Below are 23,713 nucleotides of genomic sequence, written 5' to 3' on the forward strand. Positions count from 1 at the left end.
AAATTAGGCGAAAAACCCGCCGATTTGGTTACTTGCCGCTGTGACCATCGCCGATCGAGAATTGGTCATCGGGAGCGCAAGATTTCTCCAACGAAAGGCCAAAGCGTTTTGTGAACACCGCTTCCTTGTCTATCTAGGTAGAAGCCCCGCATACCGAACTGAATGGGACCATCGCAATCACATCTCTTCGAATCGCCAATCATCCATGCCTCGTCGGGCATAGCAGAAACTAGCTGCGTAACATGCCGATAGATTTTGCTCGAAGGTTTGATAGCACCAACCGTAAAGCTGTAGGCGTATCCGTCCAGATTTGGATACAACCTTTCGATTGCTGCCGCATAAGGTTTCGCGAGGTTAGAACACACTGCTACCTTTATCCCCGCTGCCTGTAGAGCTGCCACAGCAGCAACGCCGTCAGGGTACGCTTGAATGCTGGCCAATTCTTGGTTGAGAGCTGATTCAAGTCGCCTCATCAAATCATGGTCAACGTGAATGCCAAAAAAATCGGCGGCTTGCCTCAGGTCCATTGAAATTGACAGTAGATCTTCCGCATCACTGACTCTGGGACGCCGGCCCTGCTCAATTCCGAGCTTGAGGATTTGGCGATAGGGGTGAGTTCCCCCACTGATCTTCAGCAGAGTGCCGAATGCGTCGAAAATAGCTGCCGAAACAGGCATGGAGAAAAGCTCACTTCAATGGTCTTGGCTTAGCAGCAAGGTGAACCATCTTTCTTCTTGCCGGTAGTAACCGCTTCCAATCCTTGCTCTGCGCTAGGAGCCTTTCCCCCGTAACGAGCACGTCTACACGATCTTTCCCAATTACATAATAGCGGCTCTACGGCGGTAAGCCTCAGGGAAAGAGCCGCTGCTGACGCACGGCCATTGATTGTGCGGAAGAAGCTAGTTTGTCAGTCAATCAGCTGCCAGAGTGATGTCCTCAACACGTCAATCCGCCGGAGGGTTTCAAATTCGGATAGCGTTCAAGCCCGGTACTATTCGCCTCGGATCCCAGGAAGTCGAGGGCGGGCGTATCTGGAGGCGAACACTAATGCCACAAGCCAGTTCAGTAGCCGTGCGAAAGTAACGCGTTGTATTCTTGAACAAAGCTATCTCTCAGGTAGAATTTTCGGTATGCCTGCTCGACGGTCTTAAAATATTCCGATGGCGAGTTCCACGTAACAGCACGAAGAAGACTTCCGCCATCTGCCTCCTCATCGTGGAAGTCGTTGTACTTGACCAAGTCTGTGAATTGAAAGCCTAGTGCCGAAAGCTTGCGATAGCATTCCAGCTCTAGCTTCGTTACAGGTCCCCCGGACATATCGCAGGGGTCAACAACATGATCATGACTGACTTTTACGTTGGTTAGGATCCGATCCCAGTTGAGTGCCAGCTGGTCATACCTAATATACCTTTCAGCTTTGGGATCCTTCGCTTGTTGCTCTTTACTCAAGATATTCGAGGCCTTGGCGAAGTCCTTATAAAGCGCAAAATATGCCAGTGTTACGCCACTCTGAACTGCAAAATCGATAGTCTGGTGCGCGCTCTCTTGTGTCTCCCATGGACCGCCGAGCATGAAATAGGCTTTCGTAAGAATGTCCGCAGATCGGAGTCGCTGAAACAACTCTGAAATTTGAGTATTGGTTACAACCTCACTTGCCGCTTTGCTTTTCTTCCTCTGCACTTCACTACCATGCTCAATACCGAATGCAAGCATACGACAACCTGAGCGCTGCAGGTGTTCTATAAAGGGCCCGTCAAAGTTGGCCTCGTAGGCGATGAAATCCTCAATGCGGAAGATTCCGCGCCAGCCAAATGAATCGCCGGTCTGTTCTTTTATTTTCACTAAGCCATCGAGAAAATCGCTCGCCCAGGTAAGCCCTTGATACTTATCCCCTCGCTGTTTCCCATCAGCTGCAATCTGTGGAAGCAAGTTATCGTCGATGAACTGAATCCGGAGATCTTTATGCTGCAATGCGAGATCGCCAATTTCCTTGAGCACATGTGAGACCTCCCGCCTTGTCTCACCACCACTTTTGTCCCTACGCTCGGTACAGAAAGCGCAGTTCCAGTCGCACCCCTGCGACATGACTACATGAGCCTCATGGAATGTCTGCGACTTCGAACGTGTTCGAGCAGGCTCATACTGGCCATCCCCACTCCGATAAATCCGTCGATCAAGCATCACATTCGGCCACGTTGAAATTGACGATTTGAGCGATGGGAATGGCAATACGTTATATTCTTCGATGCCACGCCCGACCACATTCCAACTTTTAAGGTTTGGAGTAATACCCGGAGCTGCAGGCCATTGACCCTGACTTTTCAAGCTCGCCACTAATGAAGATAAGTTCTCAACTGCATTGCTTGCAACTGCGAAGTCCCAGCTTGTCTGGGCGTCCTCCGTATGAACCGTAGAAAACTGCCATGCATTTAGTTTTGCCGCCGGTCCGCCAATTACGAGTGTCGTGCTGTGTGTGCGCTTGCGAATATCGACGAGCATATTCATAGTTGACTGGATTGTAGAAAACACCGTATTAAATCCAATCAAGTCGAAAGTTCGTGCCAGACGCAGCACTTCAGCACGTAACCTTGGGAATCGGTGGCAGTCTGCGACCTGCACGTCGTGGCCCTGAGACGCTAGGTGAGATGCCAGCAGTCCGAGGCCTAAGGCAGGCGTGCTAGTTCGGGATGCACCGGATGCAGCGTCGTCGATTTCGATTGGAGGCAATACGAGGAGGATGCGTTTCACGGCTTGTAGAGTATCGGTGCGTGTGACGGCGACTTCCGGGTGCATGCGACCGCGAAGATTCGGCGCACGCTCGCCTACGACAGGGCCGATCAACCATCTAGCCACGGGGAAGTCCAAAACCCCTAAAGGCTTAGGCTTGCCGTATCCGGGTGGCGAAGCGCACTCTTCTAGGTAATGACTCAGGAATTCCCGATGTAGCCATGGGTGTCCATCATCGGTGCTGATAGCCATGTCCACAATTTTGCCCAACTCTTCATTCAACGAGCCTTCGATCGTAAGTGCCCCAGCCGCGAAGGCAGATTCCAGTCGTCGTCGCAATGTCTGTGAGAACGCCAGATGCAATGAGGCCCACCTGATGCTTTCATCTTCATCGAGTGCCATACAGCGCAACGCTTCAAGAAGCACCTGTGTTGATAAGCTCGCTGTAGCGAGCGCTGCGAATACGCGTTTGTCACCACGCCAATGGCCCTTAGCGGTGCCAGCATCGGGGAAATAGCTGCTTAAGAAACTGACAGTCTGATCGGATATCTGACGTGCCGGCTCTAAGCCGTGCGCCATTAGCGCTAGCGTCGTCGAGACCAGTTTAGGGTCGTCCGCGATGGCATTCGCAATATCGTGCGAGTGTTTTTCAAGTTTAATGCAGCGCTCATGTTCGTTGATAAACTCCGGAACATTTTCCATTCTCGGAAAAAGTTGCGTTAGTTCTTTACGTTTGCTTGCTAAGCGGGCAAGTCGAATAGCATAAGCAGTCTCCGAATCGGTTAACCAGGCGGGCTCGAAAAACTTGGGAGCAATCTCGCTCGCCTGATGCGTGAACTCATCCGCAAAGACTGAGGCGTAGTAAAACAACTCCTTCGTTAAAAACGTATCTTTCCAGATCATCTGTAACATTGACTCTGGAAAAGATTCCGAAAAATCTCGAAAGCTTGAGCAAATGTTGGCGCACGCAGCCATGTATCGCCAACATACGTCCATGCGCCCCGACTCTCTCGCTGTTTCGCACAGAGCGCTAGCGACAGTCATGTGATCACCAATCGCACTGCCGATGGTGCGCAGTTTCGCACGCAGTTCGGGTCTATCCTGCAGATCGGCGTTCTTACCCGCATCACTCAAATTGTTGAATGCTGTCGTCAAATCGCGCCAGTCTTCTTCGAGGTCCAAATGGTCAAGGTCGTCGAGGATACGCTCCAATACCTGACGAGACTCCTCCTGTTTCCGCCCCACGGCCTGTCGGTTTGACCAGTGAACGGAACCAGGCAAATCCCAGCCAGTACCCTCTAGTAAATCAGAAGCACAACGCTTCCAGCTGAATTCGCGCTTAAGCAGGCTCGCCAACTGTATAGCGGCCTGCTTGCGTACTTCGAGGTTGCTTGTGATTTCAAGCAATGCGTCCGCACATGTCCCGATGTCCTCCGCGCTCGGTGTTCCTGCGGTCAGGCTGCCGCCGATATTGACGAACTGGACGCTGTCAAAGGACACCTCTGGGAACTGCTGCTTTAGATCATCGATTAGCATTGCGAGGCCAGACTGACGCGAGCATACAAGAGGCACACCTGCGCACAGAGCCTCCCATCCGCTCAGACCAAACCCTTCATGCCAGGAAGGCATAAGCGCCACATGACAGTCTGCCAGGCTTTGACGCAGGGCTTTCTGGTCATCGGAGAACGGTTCTGCATGTAGCACAAACGCGGCACTTTTACTGCCGATTGCCTTTAGCTCATCTATTGCAGCTCGGTCGGAGCTTGGATCAACGCCCCAAGCGAAAAGCTGCCCTCGCGCGTCCCAAGCCGCAGCGCAAATTTGACGACCACGCTTATATGCTTCTGCGAGCGCATGGATAGCCAATATAGAGTTTTTAATCGGATCATCTTCACTATTAAGTCGTCCCGAGATAAAAACCCGCAGATCAACGCGAGGGTTATGATGATTCCACTTAACTTCATTCACGCCAGGTATTAATGGCCTGACTGGCGACCTTGGGCGATTCATGGCGCTTCGCGCGGACGCGAAGTTGCTTTGTAACAGCGGGCCTACTGCAAACGCACAATCTGCAGCGGCAATGATATCTCGCTGCTTGATCGACCGCTCTGTCACCTCTTCAAGGCTATGCCCCTTCATAAAGGCATATGCCGAATAGTCCATATGACCGATGACGGCTGACTTGACGCTGGTCTCATCTCCCAGATGTTCACGAAGCTGGTTGGCGCAGTCGATGGCTGCTTGGCCTGTAATGGCGTCATGCCCCACTACTAACACGCCTTGTAAAGTACCTATATCCAACGTCTCACAGTGGCTGGCGATCTCGCTTGCTAGGATCGTAGCGCTGAACTCCTCATGCTCTATAAGCTGGACCTCTCCCTCCCTTGTGGTGGTGGTTGGCAGCCGATTTACAAAGCAGAGTGTCTTGCTTCCTTTGGGCAATGCCTGAATCAGGCCTTCCGCAAGCCCTTTGTTAAAAACATTGAGGCCACCTAAATCACTCCCCCAGCGAGTTGCGAGCAAAGCCACCACGTATGCCATCTCGGCTCCTAGATTTCGATATTTTTGGGGTAATTGCGGTGCATTGTGCGCCTTCGATCAGGTGCAGGAGTTCGGTACTACGATGATGATCTGCTGTCGGCGCAAGCCCTAGACCGAATCATATCGACGTCTACGGAATCGTCGGCGATTAAACGTTCGAATTTGTGCAATAACTGGCGGTGCCAGTGTCGATATCGCGACAGTTGCAGTCTAAATGCGACGTTTTTAAAGCGGAAGTCTTACCGGCTAGCCTCCAGCTTTCGGCCAATCACTACCTGTTGGCACATTCGCAAGCCCAGCCTTTGCGCTTAGCTAATCGGTCCTCTAGCTATGCGCCAATTGCCTTGACTATTTGTCTTTATGAAGCAGCATCTGCTCAAGAATTTCCACGGTGCTGCGCAATAGAGCCGTGGACTGAGGGGCTTCTCGGATAAGCCTTTCAACTCGCGCGGCGATGGACGTCTGTTCGGCACCTTCTATAGATTCGAGGCTAATATGCAGCAATGTGCATATTTTTCGCACGCTTTTGTTAATCGTCGCGATCTTTCCCTGCTCAATCCGGACCACTTGGCTGTGATGTATATCGAGTAGTCGTGCCAGGTCTGTTTGCGTATAGCCGAGTGCCTTCCGTCTCGATTTTATTGAGAATCCAAGGTCCTGAGGATCTATTAGTTGTTTGATTTTTGTTGCCATAATGTGCATAATAATTGCACATTTCACGGCGCAAGACTACCTGTCATGACAGTATATGTTGATGCTGAGGCGATAGAGTGGCGGGGCAGGCGCTGGTGCCATCTGGTGGCCGATACACTTGACGAGTTGCACGATTTTGCAGGTCGGCTTGGCCTGCGTCGAAGCTGGTTTCAATGTGAAAAATACCCGCACTATGACGTGACGATGTCGGTTCGTACGAGAGCGCTCAAACTGGGGGCATTAGACGCAGATCGTGAAGTCATCGTGGCGTGCTGCAAAAAGATGAGGAGCGAGTTGTTGGCGTCCCCTCCAAAGGTTACGCTGCAGCTGTCACTTTTCTGACCAGTAGGCAATGGATATGTCGACGATGCTTTCGCCCCGCCCCGCCCCTCTTTCAGTCCCTAACTTTATGCTTAAGGCGCGCGAATCTCTTCGATTTGCGGATGATGATCGGGGCCTTGAGTATGTCCGATATGGTTTTTTTGGTGAGATTGGTGGCCTGCTTTCAGCGGTAAAAAAAAGTGTGCGCGACAACCTCGATGAAAATGTCTGCCAAATGGCAGGAGAAGAATTAGGTGATGCATTGTGGTATTTGTTTATCACCGCTCATCTGCTCGGCGTTGCACCTAACGAGCTGGGTCATCAATGTCTGCGCGTGTTGAGAGAACAGTTCAAAGACCAGAACGAAGCTCCAAGTACTATTATAACCTTCAGGCATATAGATTCTCTGATCGAGGTCCATATGACGACAGAGGGGCTGGTACGGTCTATTTATTTGGGTGAGCTAGCGAAATCTGCGGGTGCTTTAGCGGATATGACCCACGGTGCATTGCAGAGTCTTACAATTCCGCGGCGTGCCGAGTACTTAGGCAAACTCATGGCTTGGCTTGCACTGAGTTGCGCCAGTTTCAGACTTTCGTTGGAAGAGGTGGCGGTCGCGAATATTTCGAAGACCGCAAGTCGTTGGCCTAAGGATCACGGGATTTACCCGAAGCATTTCGATGAAGGCATGCCGATCCACGAGCAGCTTCCACGTAAAATAAAAATGGATTTCATTGAGCGGGAGCAGGGGGGCCACAAGTACGTGGTCCAGCGAATGTCTGGAGTTTATATCGGTGATCGCCTCACCGATAACAGTCATGAGCAAGACGATTATCGATTTCACGACATTTTTCATCTCGCATATGTGGCGCACTTGGGATGGTCGCCCGTGCTACGTGGGTTGATGAAACGCAAGCGTAAATCGAATCCCAAGCTTGATGAAAACGAGGATGGGGCGCGTGCAGCCATCATCGAGGAAGGCATAGCTACCTGGATTTTCAATCACGCAAAACATCGCAACCATTATTCAGATGTCTCGGAAGGCAGCCTGGATTACGGCCTCCTTAAGCAAATTGGAAGTATGGTGCATGGCTATGAAGTTAGTGATTGTGCTCTCTGGCAGTGGGAGCGGGCGATACTGGAAGGGTTTTCAGTTTTCCGGCAATTGCAAGACGATCGATGCGGCACAATTGAGGTGGATATGAACGCTCACACGCTTAAATTCATGCCCTTGGAAGAAAACAATGAATCCGAGTAAGTTTGTGGCCGCCTTATCAGGCTTTACACTCAGCAATGTCTTCAACCCGTATGCTGATCTATGTCCTGTGCATGACCGAGCGAACGCTGCCGCTTCAAGACGTAACAATTTGCGAACCTACCTGACTGCGGTGAAGAATATCGGAGTCGACACGATCTGGATGGGCCGCGATCTAGGATATCGAGGTGGCAGAAGGACCGGCTTGGCGCTTACAGACGAATTTCATCTTCCTGAGATGTCAAAACTGTATCCGGGATGCGTGTCGAAACAGGTCACACGTGGACCAGCGATTGCGGAACGAACAGCTGCAGAGATATGGTCAATTTTGCGGTCTATTGAGATACCACCTTTGCTATGGAACGTGTTTCCATTTCACCCTCATGAACCTGGGAATCCGTTTAGCAATCGCAAGTTCACAGCGCGTGAACTCTCCCAAGTAGATGAGCTGAACAATTCCCTGATTCAATGGCTGGGCATTAAACGCATAGTCGCAATCGGCCAAGATGCTGGCCAGTATGCGGTACGTTTCGGTGTGCCTGTCGAGACTATTCGGCATCCGAGCTACGGTGGCGTCAAGGATTTTAGAGCGGGAATGGCCCGGATCTACGAGCTGGTACCCGAAAGCTCTGATGCACAGACTTCGCTCTTTTAAAGTTTCAGGGCATTAACGAATGCTTTCGTTTCCTTCGTGCTTACTGCGAGGCTACCAATATCTAACTTGGCATGAGTTGATACGCAAGTAAGAGTCCCGATGCTAAAACCGGCTTCCTTTGCCACAAACCAGAGGAGTTGGCTCAACCCCACAAGGTTGCCTAGGGCTCGGGTGCCGTAGTAGTGGGATCGGTAAATAGCCGTGAGATGGACTTTTTCATCGATTAGTTTGAAGGTGATGTGACTGAGGCAGGGGTAGCTGGAAGGCTTCTTAGCATCTTTTACCGGATCATAGATTGGCAACTCTACGCCAATCTCATGGAACGGCAGTACGTCCTCGATGATATCAATCAGTCCGAGCTCGTAATGTGATTTTAGTTTCCGGCCCGTCTGCGCCTTTGCCAACTTCTGAACGATAATTTCGAGTGGGTTCAAATGTATGGCGTTCTTGCCGCTTCCACTGGTACGTTTCATCATGCGCAACGCATACGTGCCCCATGTCCCCTGCGTTTTCCTCTGCGCCATTAATTCGAAGAATTTTCCATAGAACGTCGGACGCTTGTTTCGCAGGTAGACACCCAGAGGGAAAATTGTGCCAGCAACAGTGTCGATCGTGAGATCTGGAATGTTCTGGTTCAATGCTTGATCAACTGAGCTGAGTACTGCTTTTGCTTCTAGGGTCATAGACGTCGGATCAGAAATCTCGAGGATGAGATTTTGATCTTCCATAGAAGGTAGTTTTGCCAGGTGTTGAGCTGCATCGAGCCACGCTGCGACAAGGCCGGTACATTGAAAAAGCTTTGCCATCAAGATACTCCAAAGGCGAACGTTGAATGAGCTGACACATAGGACTCACAAATCCAAGCCCGACCAGCACCATCGCCCCATGGAGCCCCCCAACTGTTACGAATGAGTAGCCATTGCTTATTGTCGGGTGTCGCTCCGTACCCCACCACCACTACCGCATGGAGCATTCCAGGGAGCGCTTGTTCGCTGAATAAAACCATGCCGTTCTGGGGGGCATAGAATTCAAGTGTAAGCCGAAGGGCCAGTCCGGTAGGCGTGTTTTTACGCAATCGAACCACAATTTCGTCGAATTGATTTTGCTGCAGACTGACCGTGTGCCCATGAAGAGGAAGCTTTCGGGGCAGAGCGGGTATCGGTAGAGATGGTTCATCTGTTTGGTACGGGAAGCTGACTTCCAATGGCTGGCCACTTTTCGCAGCAGCCATTGCCGAATCCCACGTCATCCCGTCGTGGGGTTGCCAACCTTGATTGAGACAGTGCGGCTGCCCTGTATAGGTATTCGGGGCTTAAATGGTCTTTGGCCAATTGATAGTTCAGGTCCGACAACGCAAAAGCCAGGCAGGTTGGCCTTAAACCCTGCGGACGGACTGTAACGTCTGCCTCTGGCAGTCGTATCAGCTCATTCACCATTAGCCACCTTATTCAGCCCAGCGATTCGTTGGAGTCGGGCGAGACCGCTAGAAAGATCCTCAAACTTTGCTCGAGATTCAAACGACTGATGGACGGGATCGTTCGGTGCAAACGGCCTCGTCTCTGCGAGCTGCAGGCATAGCGGCTCTTCACTAGCGGTTCTTACACCGGAAATTTCGTAATCCATCATCGGTGGACCACCAAACCGGTTCGCTTGGTCATATTCCGCAGCAATGGGTGAGGTTTGGAGCGGGGCGACCGTAAAGCCCTCGGCCGCCAAATCTGAGGTTTGCATGTGCCAGAGGTAGCCTGAGCCGGCGTGGCTTTTTAGTCGCACGACCAAGTGATCCTCGGGGCGAGGCTCTAGAATAAGATTTTTGTCCTGCGGGTCAATTAGCCAGACTTCTTTCCTGCTGTCCGGCAGTTGAGCTCCAAGCAGTGCTTTTTTGATATCTGCGGGTTTTGTGCGACGCAGATCTTCACCGGTCATCGCATCAATAATATTGAGTCGTTGCAGTGTCCATGTCATTGCGTCGTAGCTAATCCCCAACCTCAGCGAAAGCTGATAGGTTCTGAAAGCGGTTAAAGGCTCTCGCGTCCAATCTTTACGGCGCAATAGTTTAATCAGCAGGGATTTCGGGGCAAGCAATTGATATGCGAAGGCGTCAGCTTCTTTTTCAAGTTTCTGAGCATTCGCGCCCACGGGCAGAACATCGGAAGAGCTGGAATGCCCCATGAAAAAGTGTCCGAGCTCGTGCGCGCAGGTCATATGAACCAAACCTGCGGAGCGGTCGGAGTTAACGAGAATTCCAGGTCGTGGAAGTCGCAGAAAGGCGCCTAGAAGCTTATCTAGTCGCCGAAGCACAACGGGCACCCCGGCGGAGGTGGCTACCTGAAACGGATCAATGCGTATATACCCGTCATCGTCTACTCGTTTTAGGGCTCCAGATGAGTGGAGCGCGTCGCTGGCTTGTTCGGCAACTTTTAAAAATAAATTGTTTCTTGCCATTCCGTGACCTAAATACCGGCGAGCTAAGCCTGGCCTTCCAAGAAGTCTGCGAATAACTGGACTTCCTGTAGATCGGCGGCAGACATGCCTGTCTTGTCGCGTGCCAGGAAAGCCAGTTGATCAGGTGCGGTGGAGCGAGGCGCTCCCCCGTAGAGAAGGTAATCAACGGATCGTTGGTACAACTGCGCAAACCTGCGCAGGAGAGATTCATCAGGCTCTGCTTGCCCGCTCTCGTATGTGTCTAACAGGTCAGGAGGAATTTCCAGCGCAGCGGATACATCCTGCACGGTTAGCCCAATGTATTCTCGAGCGTGAAGTAAGCGCCCGGCTTTGGCTTTGTTGCCTTGAGGACCTGAGGCGACCATTTTCACGCTCCGATGTGTTTTGCGACCGCTTCGACTACCTTCTGGACGAATTCTTCTTTACTGCGATAACCGCCGTTCTGGATAACGTCCTCCGCAGGGATTTTTTTATTCCCGAGAACATCCTTGAACAACTCCTTGATCTTTGAAAGGACGTCGATAGCGGTTACTGAGTCCAAAGGGGCGTACAGGTTTTCAACTCCGAGTGGTAGCTCCGAATTGTCCAGTACGTTCTCATCCCAGAATTTTCGCAAAAGCTGCTCAAGAGCTGCTTTTTTGTCCATGAAATGTGATCCAAAAATGGAGTGAAGAAGTCGACATTACCAATTGCATGTTGCCATCACAAGGTGTTCAGCAGTCATCTGAGCTTGGTCAGTGCTGGATCGCTAACGAGTCACTATCTTTAGGTGGTTCCGCAGACGGCAGCGCACCATGGTCGATGGATCCGCAAAAGGTGACGCAGCCTTGATCGACCGTGCCTTTGTCAGCGCTAACACTGCAAAGTATCTGAGCTGCGTAATTGCATGGATTTGACCACCCATTCGCATCGCCACTGACCAAGTCAATTGCATCTTTGCTGACCAACCGTTTGCATTCGAGTTGACCAGCAAACGCTGTAATGACGACCGGCACGGAACGACAGGCAGAAATCGGCAAAAAACAGATGTCGGCGCGTATTTCGTTGGTGCAATTTATATGGTTTCAGGCATCGCGCAAGCCGGATTCACCAAGGGCAGCTGCCGATTTCAGCATCTTCAAAATCACCAAGGCAAAAGCACGGCTCTTGGTCTCGTTATCCAGCACTTCCAGCGACAGCTTCTCGTGGTCGGTCATTGCATCCAGTACGGTATCCAGAACGCGCTTGGGGAATAGTCCGTGCATTACTTGATCCACCGAGTGGTTGTTCACCTGGGCCATCACATCTTCCTGGCGGCTGATGCGCTGGGCGATTCCGGTGAGAAACTGTAGCTGGTCGTCATCGCTCACCTCGGCACCGAAGATATCGTTCAGCGCCTCGATGATTTCCGACAAGCGCTTCTTCTCCGGATCATGAGGCTTACCGCTACCCACGTCACTGCCGGGCTTGAGGGTGTATTCGCCTTCCTCCTCGCTCAGGCGCAGCTGATGCTCGGAACGCTTGCTCAAGCGGTAGTGGCTCAGTTGCAGCTCTCCCACGTCCACGTCGTCTTGTTGAAGTCGATCCAAGCGCAGTAGCGGATGCAGATGCTTGGCGTACACGCAGAGCTGCTCCAGTTCGCGGTCCTCGTAGGGCACAATCTGCGAGAGGAACTCGTACAGGCGCACGAAACTCTGCAGATTCTTTCGGAACAGGTCGAGTTGATCTATCTGCTCGCCGGCCTCTTTCAGCGCGTGCTCGGCTTTTTTTAAGCCACTACTATCGCCGTTAGCTTCGGCCGCGCGTTTGAAGTCCAGCGCCTGCTGACGCGACTCCACCGAGAAGGCGTAGCGCTTGGCAAAGCGCTCCTTGGCTGGGGTGCAGTAGTAGCTGAGCTTGCTGGCCGCTGCCTTTGGATCGAAGAAGGCCATGGCGAACGCCTCGACCTCCTGCCAGTGATAGATACCCTCGGCATCCAACTTCTTCTGCAGGTCGTAGATGATCTGCGGGTCGGTTACATCAGTCAGCTCGGCCTTGGTGTAGTACGGCAAGAAGGCGTCGAGAATATCCTGCGGCTCGTTGAAGAAGTCGAGGATGAAGGTTTCCTTGCTGTCACCGAAAGTGCGGTTCAGCCGCGACAGGGTCTGCACGCAGTCCACGCCTTGCAGCTTCTTGTCCACGTACATGGCACACAGCTTGGGCTGATCGAAGCCGGTCTGATACTTGTTGGCTGCGATCATCACGTTGAAGTCTTGGGTGTCGAACGCCACTGCCAGGTCGCGGCCATTCAGGCCGGGGTTGAGCAGGCTGCTGCTTTCCGTCACCTCTTCGGGGATCACCTCATCCGGTAGCACGCTGCCGGAGAACGCCACCAGCGGGTGCACATCGTTGTAACCCATCTGCTGTACGTAGGCTCTCACTGCCAACTGATAACGCACCGCTTCCTGGCGGCTGCTGGTCACCACCATGGCCTTGGCCTGGCCATTGAGCAGATTGCGGATATTGGCGCGGAAGTGCTCGACGATCACTTCAACCTTTTGATTGATGTTGTATGGATGCAAGCGCACCCAGCGCGCTAGCTTGATGCGTGCCTTCTTACTGTCCACCTCGTCGTCTTCGCCATCCGGGTGGGCGATCTTCCAAGCCGTGCTGTAGGTGGTGTAGTTACGCAGCACGTCGAGAATGAAACCCTCCTCGATAGCCTGGCGCATGGAATACAGATGAAAAGCCTCCGGCTTGTTGCTGGAGCTGGCCGGCAGCGCGGGGTCGGCAGGGCGACCGAACAGCTCCAGGGTCTTGGCCTTGGGTGTGGCGGTGAAGGCGTAGTAACTGATGCGCTCATGCGGTTGGCGCGCTTGCACCGCGGCATCCAACAGTTCTTCAGCGCTTACCTCTTCTGCATCCAGCGCATCGCTACCCAGGATCTGTTTCAGTTTGCTGGCCGACGACCCGGTCTGCGAGGAGTGCGCCTCGTCAGCGATTACTGCATAACGCCCGCTAGCCAGTTTGGGGTATTTGTCTAGGGCATCGAACAACGCAGGGAAAGTCTGGATGGTGACGATGATGATGCGGGTCTGCTCAGCCAACGCCTCAGCCAGTTGTTCGGACTTGCTCTGGTTACCGACATCACGACTGATTGGTTTGACCACGCCTTGCGCGTGCTCGAACTGGTAGATCGTGTTCTGCAACTGGCTATCCAGCACTGTGCGGTCGGTGACCACAATCACCGAGTTGAATAGGCGCTGGCCGGCGCCGTCGTACAGTGAGGCCAGTTGATGCGCAGTCCAGGCGATGGAGTTGGACTTGCCCGAGCCGGCACTGTGCTGGATTAAATAGCGCTTGCCAGGTCCTTCGGCGCGGGTGGTGTTGACCAGCTTGTTGACCACTTCCCATTGGTGGTAACGCGGGAAGATCATCGTTTCCTTGGTAGCCAGCGTGCCGTCGAAGCCTTCGCTGGTTTTTTTGTCCAGGTGCAGAAAGCGCCCCAGCACTTTGAGCCAGGCATCTGGCTGTAACAGTCGTTGCCACAGGTAGCCGGTGGCGTACTGGCTATCGTCGGCAGGCATTGGGTTGCCAGCACCGCCTTCCTCACTGCCTAGGTTAAAGGGCAGGAAGTAGGTGTCCCTGCCCGCCAGTTTGGTTGTCATCGCCACTTCATTCTGCCCTACGGCAAAATGCACCAGCGCGCCCCGCTTGAAGGTCAGCAGCGGCTCGGGTTTGCGCGTCAGCGGGTCTTTCACAGGGCGGTCGTCACGGTACTGACGCTTGGCGTTCTCGACGGACTGCTTGAATTCGCTTTTCAGCTCCAGCGTGGCGGTGGGGATGCCGTTAACGAACAGCACCAAGTCCAGCCGTGGATTGTAGCTCTGCCCACTGCTGTCAGCCTCACGCGCATGCGGCGAGTATGACACCTCAGGTACCACGCGCAGGCGGTTGCACTGGTAGCGCTTCAAGGTATCGGGGTTCATACCGTGGTCGGACTGGAAGCTGCACAGCTCCACCTTCACTGCAGGCAGCTTGAAGCCATGGCGCAGCACATCTAGGGTGCCGCTCTGCTCCAATTCCCGCACCAGCTTCTGTACCAGCACGTCTTCTGGTGCATTCGGGTTAGCCTTAGCGAACTTGTCCCAACGCTCCGGCCAGGCGTCTCTGAAGTATGCAAGTAGGTCTTCGGTATACAGAGCCGTGCGTCGGTCGTAACCGCTGGCCGGGCCCGTTAGCCAGCCCTGCGCAGTCATGGCACTGATAATGTCCTGCTGAAACTGTGCTTCCTTGCTGTCAGCCATTACACGACCTCTACATCTGCTGTGAAGATTGGAGCGCTGCGCGATGGCCGCCAGCCGCGAATGTCGATTTTTCCTGTAACGGCGGCAAAGATTAGAGCAGATCGATGCTCTTTCAGAAACTCAGTACTCTGCGTCGCTTGATCAATGAGGACTGCATATTTTTTCTTCAGCTCTCGAACTAACTTATCAATCTCGGCGCGCTCATTGGCAGGTGGGATCGCCAGCGGAATATTAAAAACCTGCTCCACCCTTAAGTGAGAAACCGTACTTCCAGAAGACTCTGATTCAATGTATTTAACTAAACAGTCAGAGCTTAGAAAATCAAACAAGAAGGGCGTCACGAGATGATCAGTCGGAATAATATTCATCATTCGCTGCCCCATACAAAGAGGAACCCCATCTGGAACTAAACAAATTTCACCAGCCGGAGCCTCACGAGTAAACAATATAGAGCCAGGAGGCGGAACCCCTCTTTCTGTCCATATTTTAAAATTGTCACGGTCAGTGTAAAGACCGCCTTCAAAAGTCAGATTGTTATTTTTTACATTCGTTGTTCTCACAACTAAATAGTTACCATCATCCATGTATTCTGGCGTTCTATTTTTACAATCAACTATTCTGGAAATATTTTTCAATCTTACAACTTTCCAATGTGCTGGTACTTCACCAAGCCACTTTACCTCCGAATTTTTCATAGGCACTGATGGGTCAAGGCCTTTAGTAACTGCGTGAGAGATCACAGTCTGGCGTTTTTCCTTGAGTAGCCCTACCAGTCTTCTCTGCTCCTCGATCAACGAATCGATACGGGCGGTTTCGAAGTCGAGGAAACGGGCGATTTGGTATTGCTCAATTTCCGGCGGTATAGCTGTAGGATGATTTAATAGATCACCTTGCGTCATACTCGGAACTGCAGTGCTCGTAGAGTAAAACTTAAAAGGAATTGTCATCGCGCAATAATAGAGAAACCTCGCGGACACCCCCTTAAATACCTCTGTGTAAAACATGGTATCTACAGTCCAAAAGCGACCATTTATATACAGCGGCTTGTCAATAGTTCCTTTCCGCCCGAGCAGAACCGACTCACCGTCATAAAGATATTTAGTAGCTGTTGAAAACTGACCTCCGGAGCCAATTACCGGATATTCGCCATCAGGACTCTCTACTTCCTTGTGATCTCTCCCATTACGTATCCACCCCATATTTTTGAAGGTACCTATAGCCCAGCCTTCCGGCACCACCCCTAACCACTCCACCCCAGAGTCCTTATACTCCGGGTACGGTGCGAGCTGACCCATTGCGCCCCTTGTACCGTTATCGGAGCCTGGATTTAGTGCTGCTCCGTCTGCAGCAGCTGCTTTTCCGGTAGACATTCGATCAGTCGGCTGCTCACCATTTGCATAGCTTGGTGCTTTGCATTGGGAAATAGCTGAGTTGCTGTGTGAATTTGGAGCACTCATGCCGGCAGCGCCTCGATCATTTGTATGATGCTATCCGTGCAGGCTTTGAGGTCACGGTCGATCTCATCCAACGGTCGTGGCGGCTGGAACACAAAAAAGTACCGGTTGAATGGAATTTCGAAACCGACAATACCGATCTCACCATCCTGGGCATCACGCTTGTTCTCATCGATCCAGGCGTCAGGTACATGGGGCTTCACTTTACGTTCGAAGTAGTCATAGATCGACTCGCCCAGCGGCACGTTCTCGTTGTCGCGCAACCCCGCATCAGCCTCTGGCTCCCCCTTGGTCATACAGATATCGGCCTCGGGATCGCGTTCGCTGAGCGCGTTCATCACAGCTTTCCGCTCGAGCGCACTGAGACTCACTCCATGCTTGGCAAATGCTTTTTTCAGCAGCTTGGCGAACTGCTCACGATTGCGGTGTACTTGGTTCCCATCCAAGGATCTAAGGGCTGTCAGTAGGAGCTCGCGGCCTTCATCATCCAGCTTCAAGATGACCTTTTCTTCAAGAACCTTCTCAATGCGCCGAGAGCTACTCTGGAAATTCAATCGGAGCGGGCGCTCCACACTGATGCGTCGATAACCGAAGGTTTCGATCGGGAAGATTTTGCTCTGCAGGTTTTCTTCAAAGCTGCCGTAGAGGCGCACCAATTCGTCGATTTGCTCATCGGTAATGTATTGACGCTTACTACCCAACGACTTGCGCATCTTGCTGAAGTGCTGCGTGCCATCGACCAGTTGCACCTTGCCCTTGCGCGCGTTCGCCTTGTGGTTGGAAAGTATCCATACATAGGTGGCGATTCCGGTGTTGTAGAACATGTCGGTAGGAAGGGCGATGATGGCCTCGACCAGATCATTTTGCAGCAGATAGCGGCGGATCTCCGATTCACCACTGCCTGCTCCACCTGTGAACAGCGGCGAACCATTGAGGATAATGCCGATTCGGGAGCCACCGTCGCGCGGGTCACGCATCTTGCTGACTAGGTGCAGCAGGAACAGCAACGAGCCATCGGATACCCGTGGCAGGCCAGGGCCGAAGCGACCGTCGAAGCCCTTGTGGCTGTGTTCGTCGGTGATTTGCTTTTGCACCTTCTTCCATTCCACGCCGAACGGCGGGTTGCTAAGCATAAAGTCGAAGTGCTTGCCAGCCAGTTGGTCGTTGGACAGTGTGTTGCCGAGCTTGATGCTGGTTACGTCCTGACCCTTGATCAGCATATCCGCTTTGCAGATGGCATAGGATTCAGGATTCAGCTCCTGGCCGTGCAGGGAAACGCTGATCTTTTCGCTGATGGACTGAATATACTCATCACCCTCGGACAGGAAGCCACCCGTACCCGCGGTTGGGTCATAGATTGTGACGATGCTGTTAGGCGCGAGTTTGTGGTCCTGATCGGTGATCACCAGTGAAGTGGTGAGGTGCACGATATCGCGCGGGGTGAAATGCTCACCCGCAGTTTCGTTGGAGCTTTCGGCGAACTTGCGGATCAGCTCTTCGAAGATGATGCCCATGCCGAAGTTGCTGATGCGCTCGGGGCTCAGGTCGGTGGCAGCAAACCGTTGTACAACCTGATAGAGCAGGTTAGCGCTGGCTAGCTGCTGAACAAAGTCTTCAAAGTGGAAGTGTTCGAATATCTCGCGAGCGTCCTTGCTGAAGGACTGCACGTAGCTCATCAAATCGGCCGAGGTCTGGGTATCGGACAGAGTGCCGAGGGTCAGTGGCGAAGCGTTGAAGAACTGCAGGCCACCTGCTGCACGTAGCATATACATTTCACGTACGGTGTCCGGGCGGCCTTCCTGGGCGTAGAACTCGCGAATCACGGCATCCTTGGTCGGCGCCAGTACACATTCCATGCGCCGCAGCAGGGTGAATGGCAGGATGATGCGGCCGTACTGGGACTGCTTGAAATCACCACGCAGCAGGTCGGCAATCGACCAGAGAAAGGCGGCCGTCTGGGAATGATTTTCCGTATTCACGCGACAGTTCCTTGGAGTAGGGGCAAAAGCGCAAGTCTAACACCCGAGGGTTTCTATCAGGAGCACCCGCTTCACGCCCTGAGGAGGTCAGTCAACCTAAATCGAGGTTCTTGAGGAGCGGAGGCTGGATGGCCTTTGGGTTTCTGAGCCCTTTCTCTTTTTTCATTGGGCAGAAATGACCAACTGCCGATTCTAAATTGAACAATATCCTGTCAGTACCTCACCTCGGGTGGGTATTTCACGAAAGGGCAGATTAGGTCATGACATATCGGTGCTACGGGTAATCCTGCGGCGGCGCCAACGCCAGAATCGCTTTATAATCGCTCTATAATTCCCTATAAACCTTATTCGTAAAACGGTCAGCGTCCTGCAAACACGCCTTTCTAACGCCTGTAGTGGTCTAATGGGCAGACCACAAACGCGTGTTCGCAATGCAGCTTCAAAGCTCAAGCCCCCTGGACTTACCCGTCTCTATCCTTTCGAGCAGCATCGGCAGTATCTCGGCGGCAGCCCCCATCAGCATGAACTCCCTCTGTTCACCCATTGCAACGTCAGCCTTGTTCACATGAATGACCGAAGCTCCGGACGCCAACGCAAGGTCAGGAAGGCCTGCGGCAGGCATGACGATGCCAGAGGTGCCCACTGAGATCAGAAGATCGCAATCCTTCACAAGTTGGACTGCGGCCTTCCAAGCCTGGGGCGGCAAATCCTCTCCGTACCAGACCACCGCAGGACGCATTTTGCCGTTACAACGCTGACACCTAGGAGGCTCGATCAGAGCGCCCTCATTCGACACTGCTGATTGATCTGGTGGCGCAACTGCGGGCCGATGGCAGGCGAAGCACTTGGGCATTGCCAAACTGCCATGCAAATGCACCACATTTAACGAGCCTGCTCGTTCATGGAGGTCGTCAATATTCTGGGTGATAACAGAAATCTGGCGCTGTGAGTTAGCCATGCGCGGCATCGCAAGATGTGCGGCATTTGGCTCTGCTTGAGCGACTCGGAGCCGCCGCCACAGATACCATCCCCATACCAATGCTGGGTTCTCCCGAAAGGCCTTGGCCGTCTCTAAATCCCTCGGATCGTATCCTGCCCAGATCCCAGAAAGTTTTTCGCGGTACGTAGGGATACCGCTATCGGCGGAGATACCAGCGCCAGTGAAAAAGACCACCTTCTTGGCCTTCTGTAGTGCCTCTACAGCTTGCTCTATGAAAGACATGGGACCAATCTTCTCCTAACTTCCCGCTTTGCGTTTTAAGGAGCTGTCGCTGAGCTTGTCTTCCAGTATGGGCCAGCAGCTTTGAGAATGCTGAGGAGACATTTGGCTTAGGCTTGTATCGACCTTTATTGTTTACAATGAGATAAAGGTATAGGTGAAGACATGGCTTTGTGTTGGCGTTTATTTTCCCTGCGGGGAATTTTATGGTGCTTGAGGGCCCAGATTCACTAGAAACGTGTGTTGACCTATATTGTTCGAGAACACCCTAAAAAATCGCAGCCTTGAGGTTGCGATTTTTTTTATCTGAATTGAGGACACGCCCATGGACCGATTCCAGGAGATGCAAGTGTTCGCCGCCGTTGCCCAGGACCAGGGCTTTGCGGCGGCGGCGCGGCGTTTGGGCATGTCGGCGGCCAGTGTCACGCGGGCGGTGGCAGCGCTGGAGAAGCGCATTGGCACGCTGCTGCTCACGCGTACCACGCGCAGTGTGCATTTGAGTGAGGCGGGTCAGCGGTACCTCGAAGACTGTCGGCGGATTCTCTCTGAGGTGCAGGAAGCCGAGGATTCGGCGGCGGGCAGTCACGCCCACCCGCGTGGGCAACTGACGATCACAGCGCCGGTATTGTTCGGTGAATTGTTTGTCACGCCGGTGATGGTGAATTATCTGACTCAGTTTCCTGAAGTCTGCATCAACGCGCTGCTGGTCGACCGGGTGGTGAGCATGGTCGAGGAGGGCATTGATGTGGCCGTGCGCATCGGCGAGTTACCCGATAGTAATCAACATGCGATTCGGGTCGGTGAAGTGCGGCGGGTGATTTGTGGCTCGCCGGCGTTTCTGGCTGCCCGGGGTCGGCCTCGACATCCGCAAGAGCTGGCGCGGGCACCGATTATTGCGACGTCCGCTATCGGTCAGCTGAGGAGCTGGCCATTCCTTGAAGCGGGAGAGCCGCTGAGCATCCGTCCCGAACCACGGCTGGTGGTCACGGCGAATCAAGCCGCCATTACCGCCGCGTGCCTGGGGCTGGGGTATACCCGAGTGTTGTCTTATCAGGTCGCCAGCAAGGTCGCGACCGGTGAACTGGAAATTGTCCTGGCTGACTTCGAATTGCCGCCCTTGCCCATCCATGTGGTGTACCAGGGCGGACGCAAGGCCCCGGTGCGGATTCGCAGTTTTGTCGACTTTGCAGTCAAGGCGCTGCGTGAACACCCGGACTTGCACGGTTAAAGGATAATTGCGCTGAATGAAATAATGGATTGCGTTTGCTGGTTATTCTGTTGTTTTCAACGTTAGTGGAAGATGGCTGCTATCGGTGCTGATCACTCCTGAACGGCGCCAACACCCAGCGGAGTCGATTATGCACGCCATCAAACTCTACAACTTCCCACGTTCCGGCCACGCTCACCGTGTGGAGTTGATGCTGTCCCTGCTGCAACTGCCGACCGAGCTGGTCTTTGTCGATCTGGCCAAGGGCGCGCACAAACAGCCTGACTACCTGGCGCTGAACCCGTTCGGTCAAGTACCGGCCATTGATGATCAAGGCGTGGTGCTGGCCGATTCCAACGCGATCCTGGTGTATCTGGCGCAGAAATACGGCAACGGTCGCTGGCTGCCTACCGATCCGGTCGGTGCGGCCAAAGTGCAGCGCTGGTTGTCGATTGCCGCTGGGCCGATTGCCTTTGGCCCCGCCAGGGCACGACTGATTACGGTATTTGGCGCGTCGTACAACGCTGAAGAGGTGATCGCTTATTCCCACGGCTTGCTCAAGATTATCGATCAGGAACTGGCGAAGTCGGCTTTCCTGACAGGCAGCGAGCCGACCATCGCCGATGTCGCGGCGTACAGCTACATCGCCCATGCGCCCGAAGGCAATGTGTCGCTGGACGACTACGCGAACATTCGTGCGTGGCTGGCACGCATCGAAGCCCTGCCTGGTTTTGTCGGCATGCCGCGCACTGTCGCCGGCCTGCAAAAAACTGCCTGATGCTTACGGCCCGACACTGTCGGGCCGTTCACACTGCGTCGATGGCGCAGGGGAGAAGCCATTATGGACCGTTCGCCTTGGCATGCTGGCGAGATACAGTTGCAGACTCACGTGGGTGTGGCCGAGCGAATGGAAGCGTTGGGGCGTCGGGTGGTTCGCAGCGAAATGCCGGACCAGCACCGCACGTTCTATCAGCAATTGCCGTTCATGCTGTACGGCGCGGTCGATGCCGACGGTCATCCCTGGGCCAGTATTCTTGAAGGGCCGCCGGGTTTTGCTAACTCGCCCGAGCCCGGTTTGTTGCAATTCCACAGCGTGCCGGGCGCCGACGATCCCGCGCAATTGACCGATGGCGCGGCGATCGGCCTGCTGGGGATCGAACTGCACACGCGACGACGCAATCGCGTCAATGGTCGGGTCGGCGCCGTGTCGGCGAACGGCTTCGGGGTGACGGTTGAACAGTCCTACGGTAATTGCCCGCAATACATCCAGTTGCGGCAGTTCCGCTCGGTGTCGCTGGCGGATCCGTCGACGCGCATCGCACAGCACCTCAACGAACTGGATGACGCGGCAAAAGCGATGATCGCCGGGGCCGATACCTTCTTCGTTGCCAGTTACGTGGACGTCGATGGCCTACGTTCAGTGGACGTTTCTCACCGTGGTGGGCAAGCCGGTTTCGTCCAAGTAGAAGGCAATCGCCTGACCATTCCGGATTTCGCCGGCAACCTGTTTTTCAACACCTTGGGCAACTTGCTGATTAATCCCCGGGCCGGTTTGCTGTTTATCGATTTCAATTCGGGCGACCTGCTGCACCTCAGCGGTCGCACCGAAGTCATCCTTGAAGGCCCGCAGATCGAAGCGTTTCAAGGCGCCGAGCGCCTGTGGACGTTCCACGTGGAACACATGGTGCGTCGGCCCGCTGCCCTGGCTTTGCGCTGGCGCTTCGACGGCGTGTCGCCCACCAGTTTGCTGACGGGCACCTGGGCTCAGGCTAACGCCCGTTTGCAAGCCCAGGCGTTGGGCGACAGTTGGCGGCCGTTGCGGGTGGTGCGGATCGAGGCGCAAAGCCACAACATCCGATCGATCTACCTGGAGCCTACCGATGGTGCCGGGATGCCAGTGTTCCAGGCCGGGCAGCATTTGCCTTTGCGCTTCACCATTGATGGCGAGGTGCATATCCGCACGTACAGTCTGTCGAGTGCACCGTCCGATGATTTTTTCCGGATCAGTGTGAAGCGTGACGGGCGGGTGTCTTCGCACCTGCATCAACAGGTTCAGGTCGGCGATCTTTTGGAAGCTCGTGCGCCGCAAGGGCATTTCACCGTGGCGCCGCATGAACGGAGACCGCTGGTGTTGCTGGCGGCCGGGGTGGGTATTACGCCGCTGCTGTCGATGCTGCGGGAGGTGGTTTATCAAGGCCTGCGTACTCGCCATATACGGCCGACCTGGTTTTTCCAGAGTTCGCGGACGTTGGCCGATCAGGTGTTTCGTCCTGAGCTGGATCGGCTGCTCGAGGGTGCCGGCGATGCAGTCAGGGTGTTGCGCCTGCTCAGTCAGCCGGAAGCCGAGGCGCGCGAAGGTGAAGATTTCGACCTGACTGGACGGATCGACACGCCATTGCTCCAGAGCATCCTTGAGGAAGAGGACTACGATCAACTGGATTTTGTTCTCTGTGGTCCGGGAAGTTTTACCCAAGGCCTATACGACAGTCTGCGGGAACTGGACATCCGCGATGCCAGAATCCACGCCGAAACCTTTGGCCCGTCGACCTTGCGTCGTCGGCCGGACCCCGACGCGGTGGTCATCGAGCAACCGCCGGCGGCTACTAAATCCGTCCCGGTGGTGTTCCAGCGCTCGGCCAAAGAAGCGCGTTGGCAACCGGATGGCGGCAGTTTGCTGGAGTTGGCGGAAAGCCGTGGGCTACGTCCGGAATTCAGTTGCCGTGGCGGTTCCTGCGGGACCTGCAAGACCCGCTTGATCAGCGGCCAGGTGAATTATCCACAGCCCCCCGCGGAAGTGCCGGATGAGGGCCAAGTCCTGATATGTTGTGCGATTCCGGCACAAGGGTCGCAGCCCTTGGTGCTCGACTTGTAGGAGCGAGGCTTGCCCGCGAACCAGGCACCGCGGTTTCCAAAAGGTAGACCGCGTTATCGTTCTTCGCGGGCAAGCCTCGC

Annotated in this window: 18 protein-coding genes; 6 read left to right on the forward strand and 12 right to left on the reverse strand. The window is 53.9% G+C overall.

Features of this window, described 5'->3' with window-relative positions:
* Positions 1-65: 65 nt before the first annotated feature.
* The 3 genes from ACIPL2_RS26965 to ACIPL2_RS26975 form a co-directional block, all read right to left on the reverse strand.
* Entirely contained in the window at positions 66-677 is a 612-nt protein-coding gene (locus ACIPL2_RS26965) for an HAD family hydrolase (RefSeq protein WP_401361521.1), read from the reverse strand.
* A gap of 385 nt (positions 678-1,062) precedes the next feature.
* Positions 1,063-5,268 (reverse strand): glycosyltransferase, encoded by a 4,206-nt coding sequence (locus ACIPL2_RS26970; protein ID WP_401361523.1) that lies wholly within the window; start codon positions 5,266-5,268, stop codon positions 1,063-1,065.
* A gap of 348 nt (positions 5,269-5,616) precedes the next feature.
* Positions 5,617-5,970, reverse strand: a complete 354-nt coding sequence (locus ACIPL2_RS26975) for a helix-turn-helix transcriptional regulator (protein ID WP_401361525.1) — start codon at positions 5,968-5,970, stop codon at positions 5,617-5,619.
* A gap of 36 nt (positions 5,971-6,006) precedes the next feature.
* Here ACIPL2_RS26975 and ACIPL2_RS26980 point away from each other — a divergent pair, with 36 nt between their 5' ends.
* From ACIPL2_RS26980 to ACIPL2_RS26990, 3 genes are read left to right on the forward strand one after another with little or no spacing between them, the layout of a single operon-like run.
* Positions 6,007-6,303, forward strand: a complete 297-nt coding sequence (locus tag ACIPL2_RS26980) for a DUF4031 domain-containing protein (protein ID WP_401361527.1) — start codon at positions 6,007-6,009, stop codon at positions 6,301-6,303.
* 16 nt (positions 6,304-6,319) lie between these two features.
* Positions 6,320-7,540 (forward strand): hypothetical protein, encoded by a 1,221-nt coding sequence (locus ACIPL2_RS26985; RefSeq protein ID WP_401361529.1) that lies wholly within the window; start codon positions 6,320-6,322, stop codon positions 7,538-7,540.
* Positions 7,527-8,192: a uracil-DNA glycosylase gene (locus ACIPL2_RS26990; RefSeq protein ID WP_401361531.1), complete on the forward strand. Its 666-nt coding sequence runs from the start codon at positions 7,527-7,529 to the stop codon at positions 8,190-8,192. The genes ACIPL2_RS26985 and ACIPL2_RS26990 overlap by 14 nt, the downstream gene beginning before the upstream one ends.
* On the opposite strand, the gene ACIPL2_RS26995 is transcribed toward ACIPL2_RS26990, so the two are convergent.
* The 9 genes from ACIPL2_RS26995 to ACIPL2_RS27035 form a co-directional block, all read right to left on the reverse strand.
* Positions 8,189-8,998, reverse strand: a complete 810-nt coding sequence (locus ACIPL2_RS26995; protein WP_401361533.1) for a hypothetical protein — start codon at positions 8,996-8,998, stop codon at positions 8,189-8,191. The genes ACIPL2_RS26990 and ACIPL2_RS26995 overlap by 4 nt on opposite strands.
* Positions 8,998-9,423: a C1 family peptidase gene (locus tag ACIPL2_RS27000; protein ID WP_401361535.1), complete on the reverse strand. Its 426-nt coding sequence runs from the start codon at positions 9,421-9,423 to the stop codon at positions 8,998-9,000. The genes ACIPL2_RS26995 and ACIPL2_RS27000 overlap by 1 nt, the downstream gene beginning before the upstream one ends.
* A 194-nt stretch (positions 9,424-9,617) precedes the next feature.
* Positions 9,618-10,637, reverse strand: a complete 1,020-nt coding sequence (locus ACIPL2_RS27005; RefSeq protein WP_401361537.1) for an ImmA/IrrE family metallo-endopeptidase — start codon at positions 10,635-10,637, stop codon at positions 9,618-9,620.
* A gap of 23 nt (positions 10,638-10,660) precedes the next feature.
* Positions 10,661-11,002, reverse strand: a complete 342-nt coding sequence (locus tag ACIPL2_RS27010; RefSeq protein WP_401361539.1) for a helix-turn-helix domain-containing protein — start codon at positions 11,000-11,002, stop codon at positions 10,661-10,663.
* Positions 11,003-11,004: 2 nt separating this feature from the next.
* The gene (locus tag ACIPL2_RS27015; protein ID WP_401361541.1) at positions 11,005-11,283 is read right to left on the reverse strand and encodes a hypothetical protein; all 279 of its coding nucleotides are present in this window, start codon (positions 11,281-11,283) and stop codon (positions 11,005-11,007) included.
* A gap of 418 nt (positions 11,284-11,701) precedes the next feature.
* The gene (locus ACIPL2_RS27020) at positions 11,702-14,902 is read right to left on the reverse strand and encodes a type I restriction endonuclease subunit R (RefSeq protein WP_401361543.1); all 3,201 of its coding nucleotides are present in this window, start codon (positions 14,900-14,902) and stop codon (positions 11,702-11,704) included.
* Entirely contained in the window at positions 14,902-16,359 is a 1,458-nt protein-coding gene (locus ACIPL2_RS27025) for a restriction endonuclease subunit S (protein WP_401361545.1), read from the reverse strand. Before ACIPL2_RS27025 ends, ACIPL2_RS27020 begins: the two co-directional genes overlap by 1 nt.
* On the reverse strand, positions 16,356-18,335 hold the full coding sequence (locus tag ACIPL2_RS27030) for an N-6 DNA methylase (protein WP_401361547.1): 1,980 nt from the start codon (positions 18,333-18,335) through the stop codon (positions 16,356-16,358). The genes ACIPL2_RS27025 and ACIPL2_RS27030 overlap by 4 nt, the downstream gene beginning before the upstream one ends.
* Before the next feature lie 439 nt (positions 18,336-18,774).
* On the reverse strand, positions 18,775-19,557 hold the full coding sequence (locus ACIPL2_RS27035; RefSeq protein WP_401361549.1) for an SIR2 family NAD-dependent protein deacylase: 783 nt from the start codon (positions 19,555-19,557) through the stop codon (positions 18,775-18,777).
* A gap of 322 nt (positions 19,558-19,879) precedes the next feature.
* Here ACIPL2_RS27035 and ACIPL2_RS27040 point away from each other — a divergent pair, with 322 nt between their 5' ends.
* The 3 genes from ACIPL2_RS27040 to ACIPL2_RS27050 all read left to right on the forward strand — a co-directional run bounded on the left by ACIPL2_RS27040 (position 19,880) and on the right by ACIPL2_RS27050 (position 23,633).
* Positions 19,880-20,782, forward strand: coding sequence for a LysR family transcriptional regulator (locus ACIPL2_RS27040; protein ID WP_401361551.1), 903 nt, complete (start codon positions 19,880-19,882; stop codon positions 20,780-20,782).
* A 130-nt stretch (positions 20,783-20,912) separates the two neighbouring features.
* Entirely contained in the window at positions 20,913-21,539 is a 627-nt protein-coding gene (locus ACIPL2_RS27045) for a glutathione S-transferase family protein (protein ID WP_401361553.1), read from the forward strand.
* Positions 21,540-21,602: 63 nt separating this feature from the next.
* Positions 21,603-23,633: a pyridoxamine 5'-phosphate oxidase family protein gene (locus ACIPL2_RS27050; protein ID WP_401361555.1), complete on the forward strand. Its 2,031-nt coding sequence runs from the start codon at positions 21,603-21,605 to the stop codon at positions 23,631-23,633.
* Positions 23,634-23,713: the final 80 nt, after the last annotated feature.

This window comes from Pseudomonas sp. NPDC086251 (genome assembly GCF_044746405.1).
Lineage (GTDB): Bacteria > Pseudomonadota > Gammaproteobacteria > Pseudomonadales > Pseudomonadaceae > Aquipseudomonas.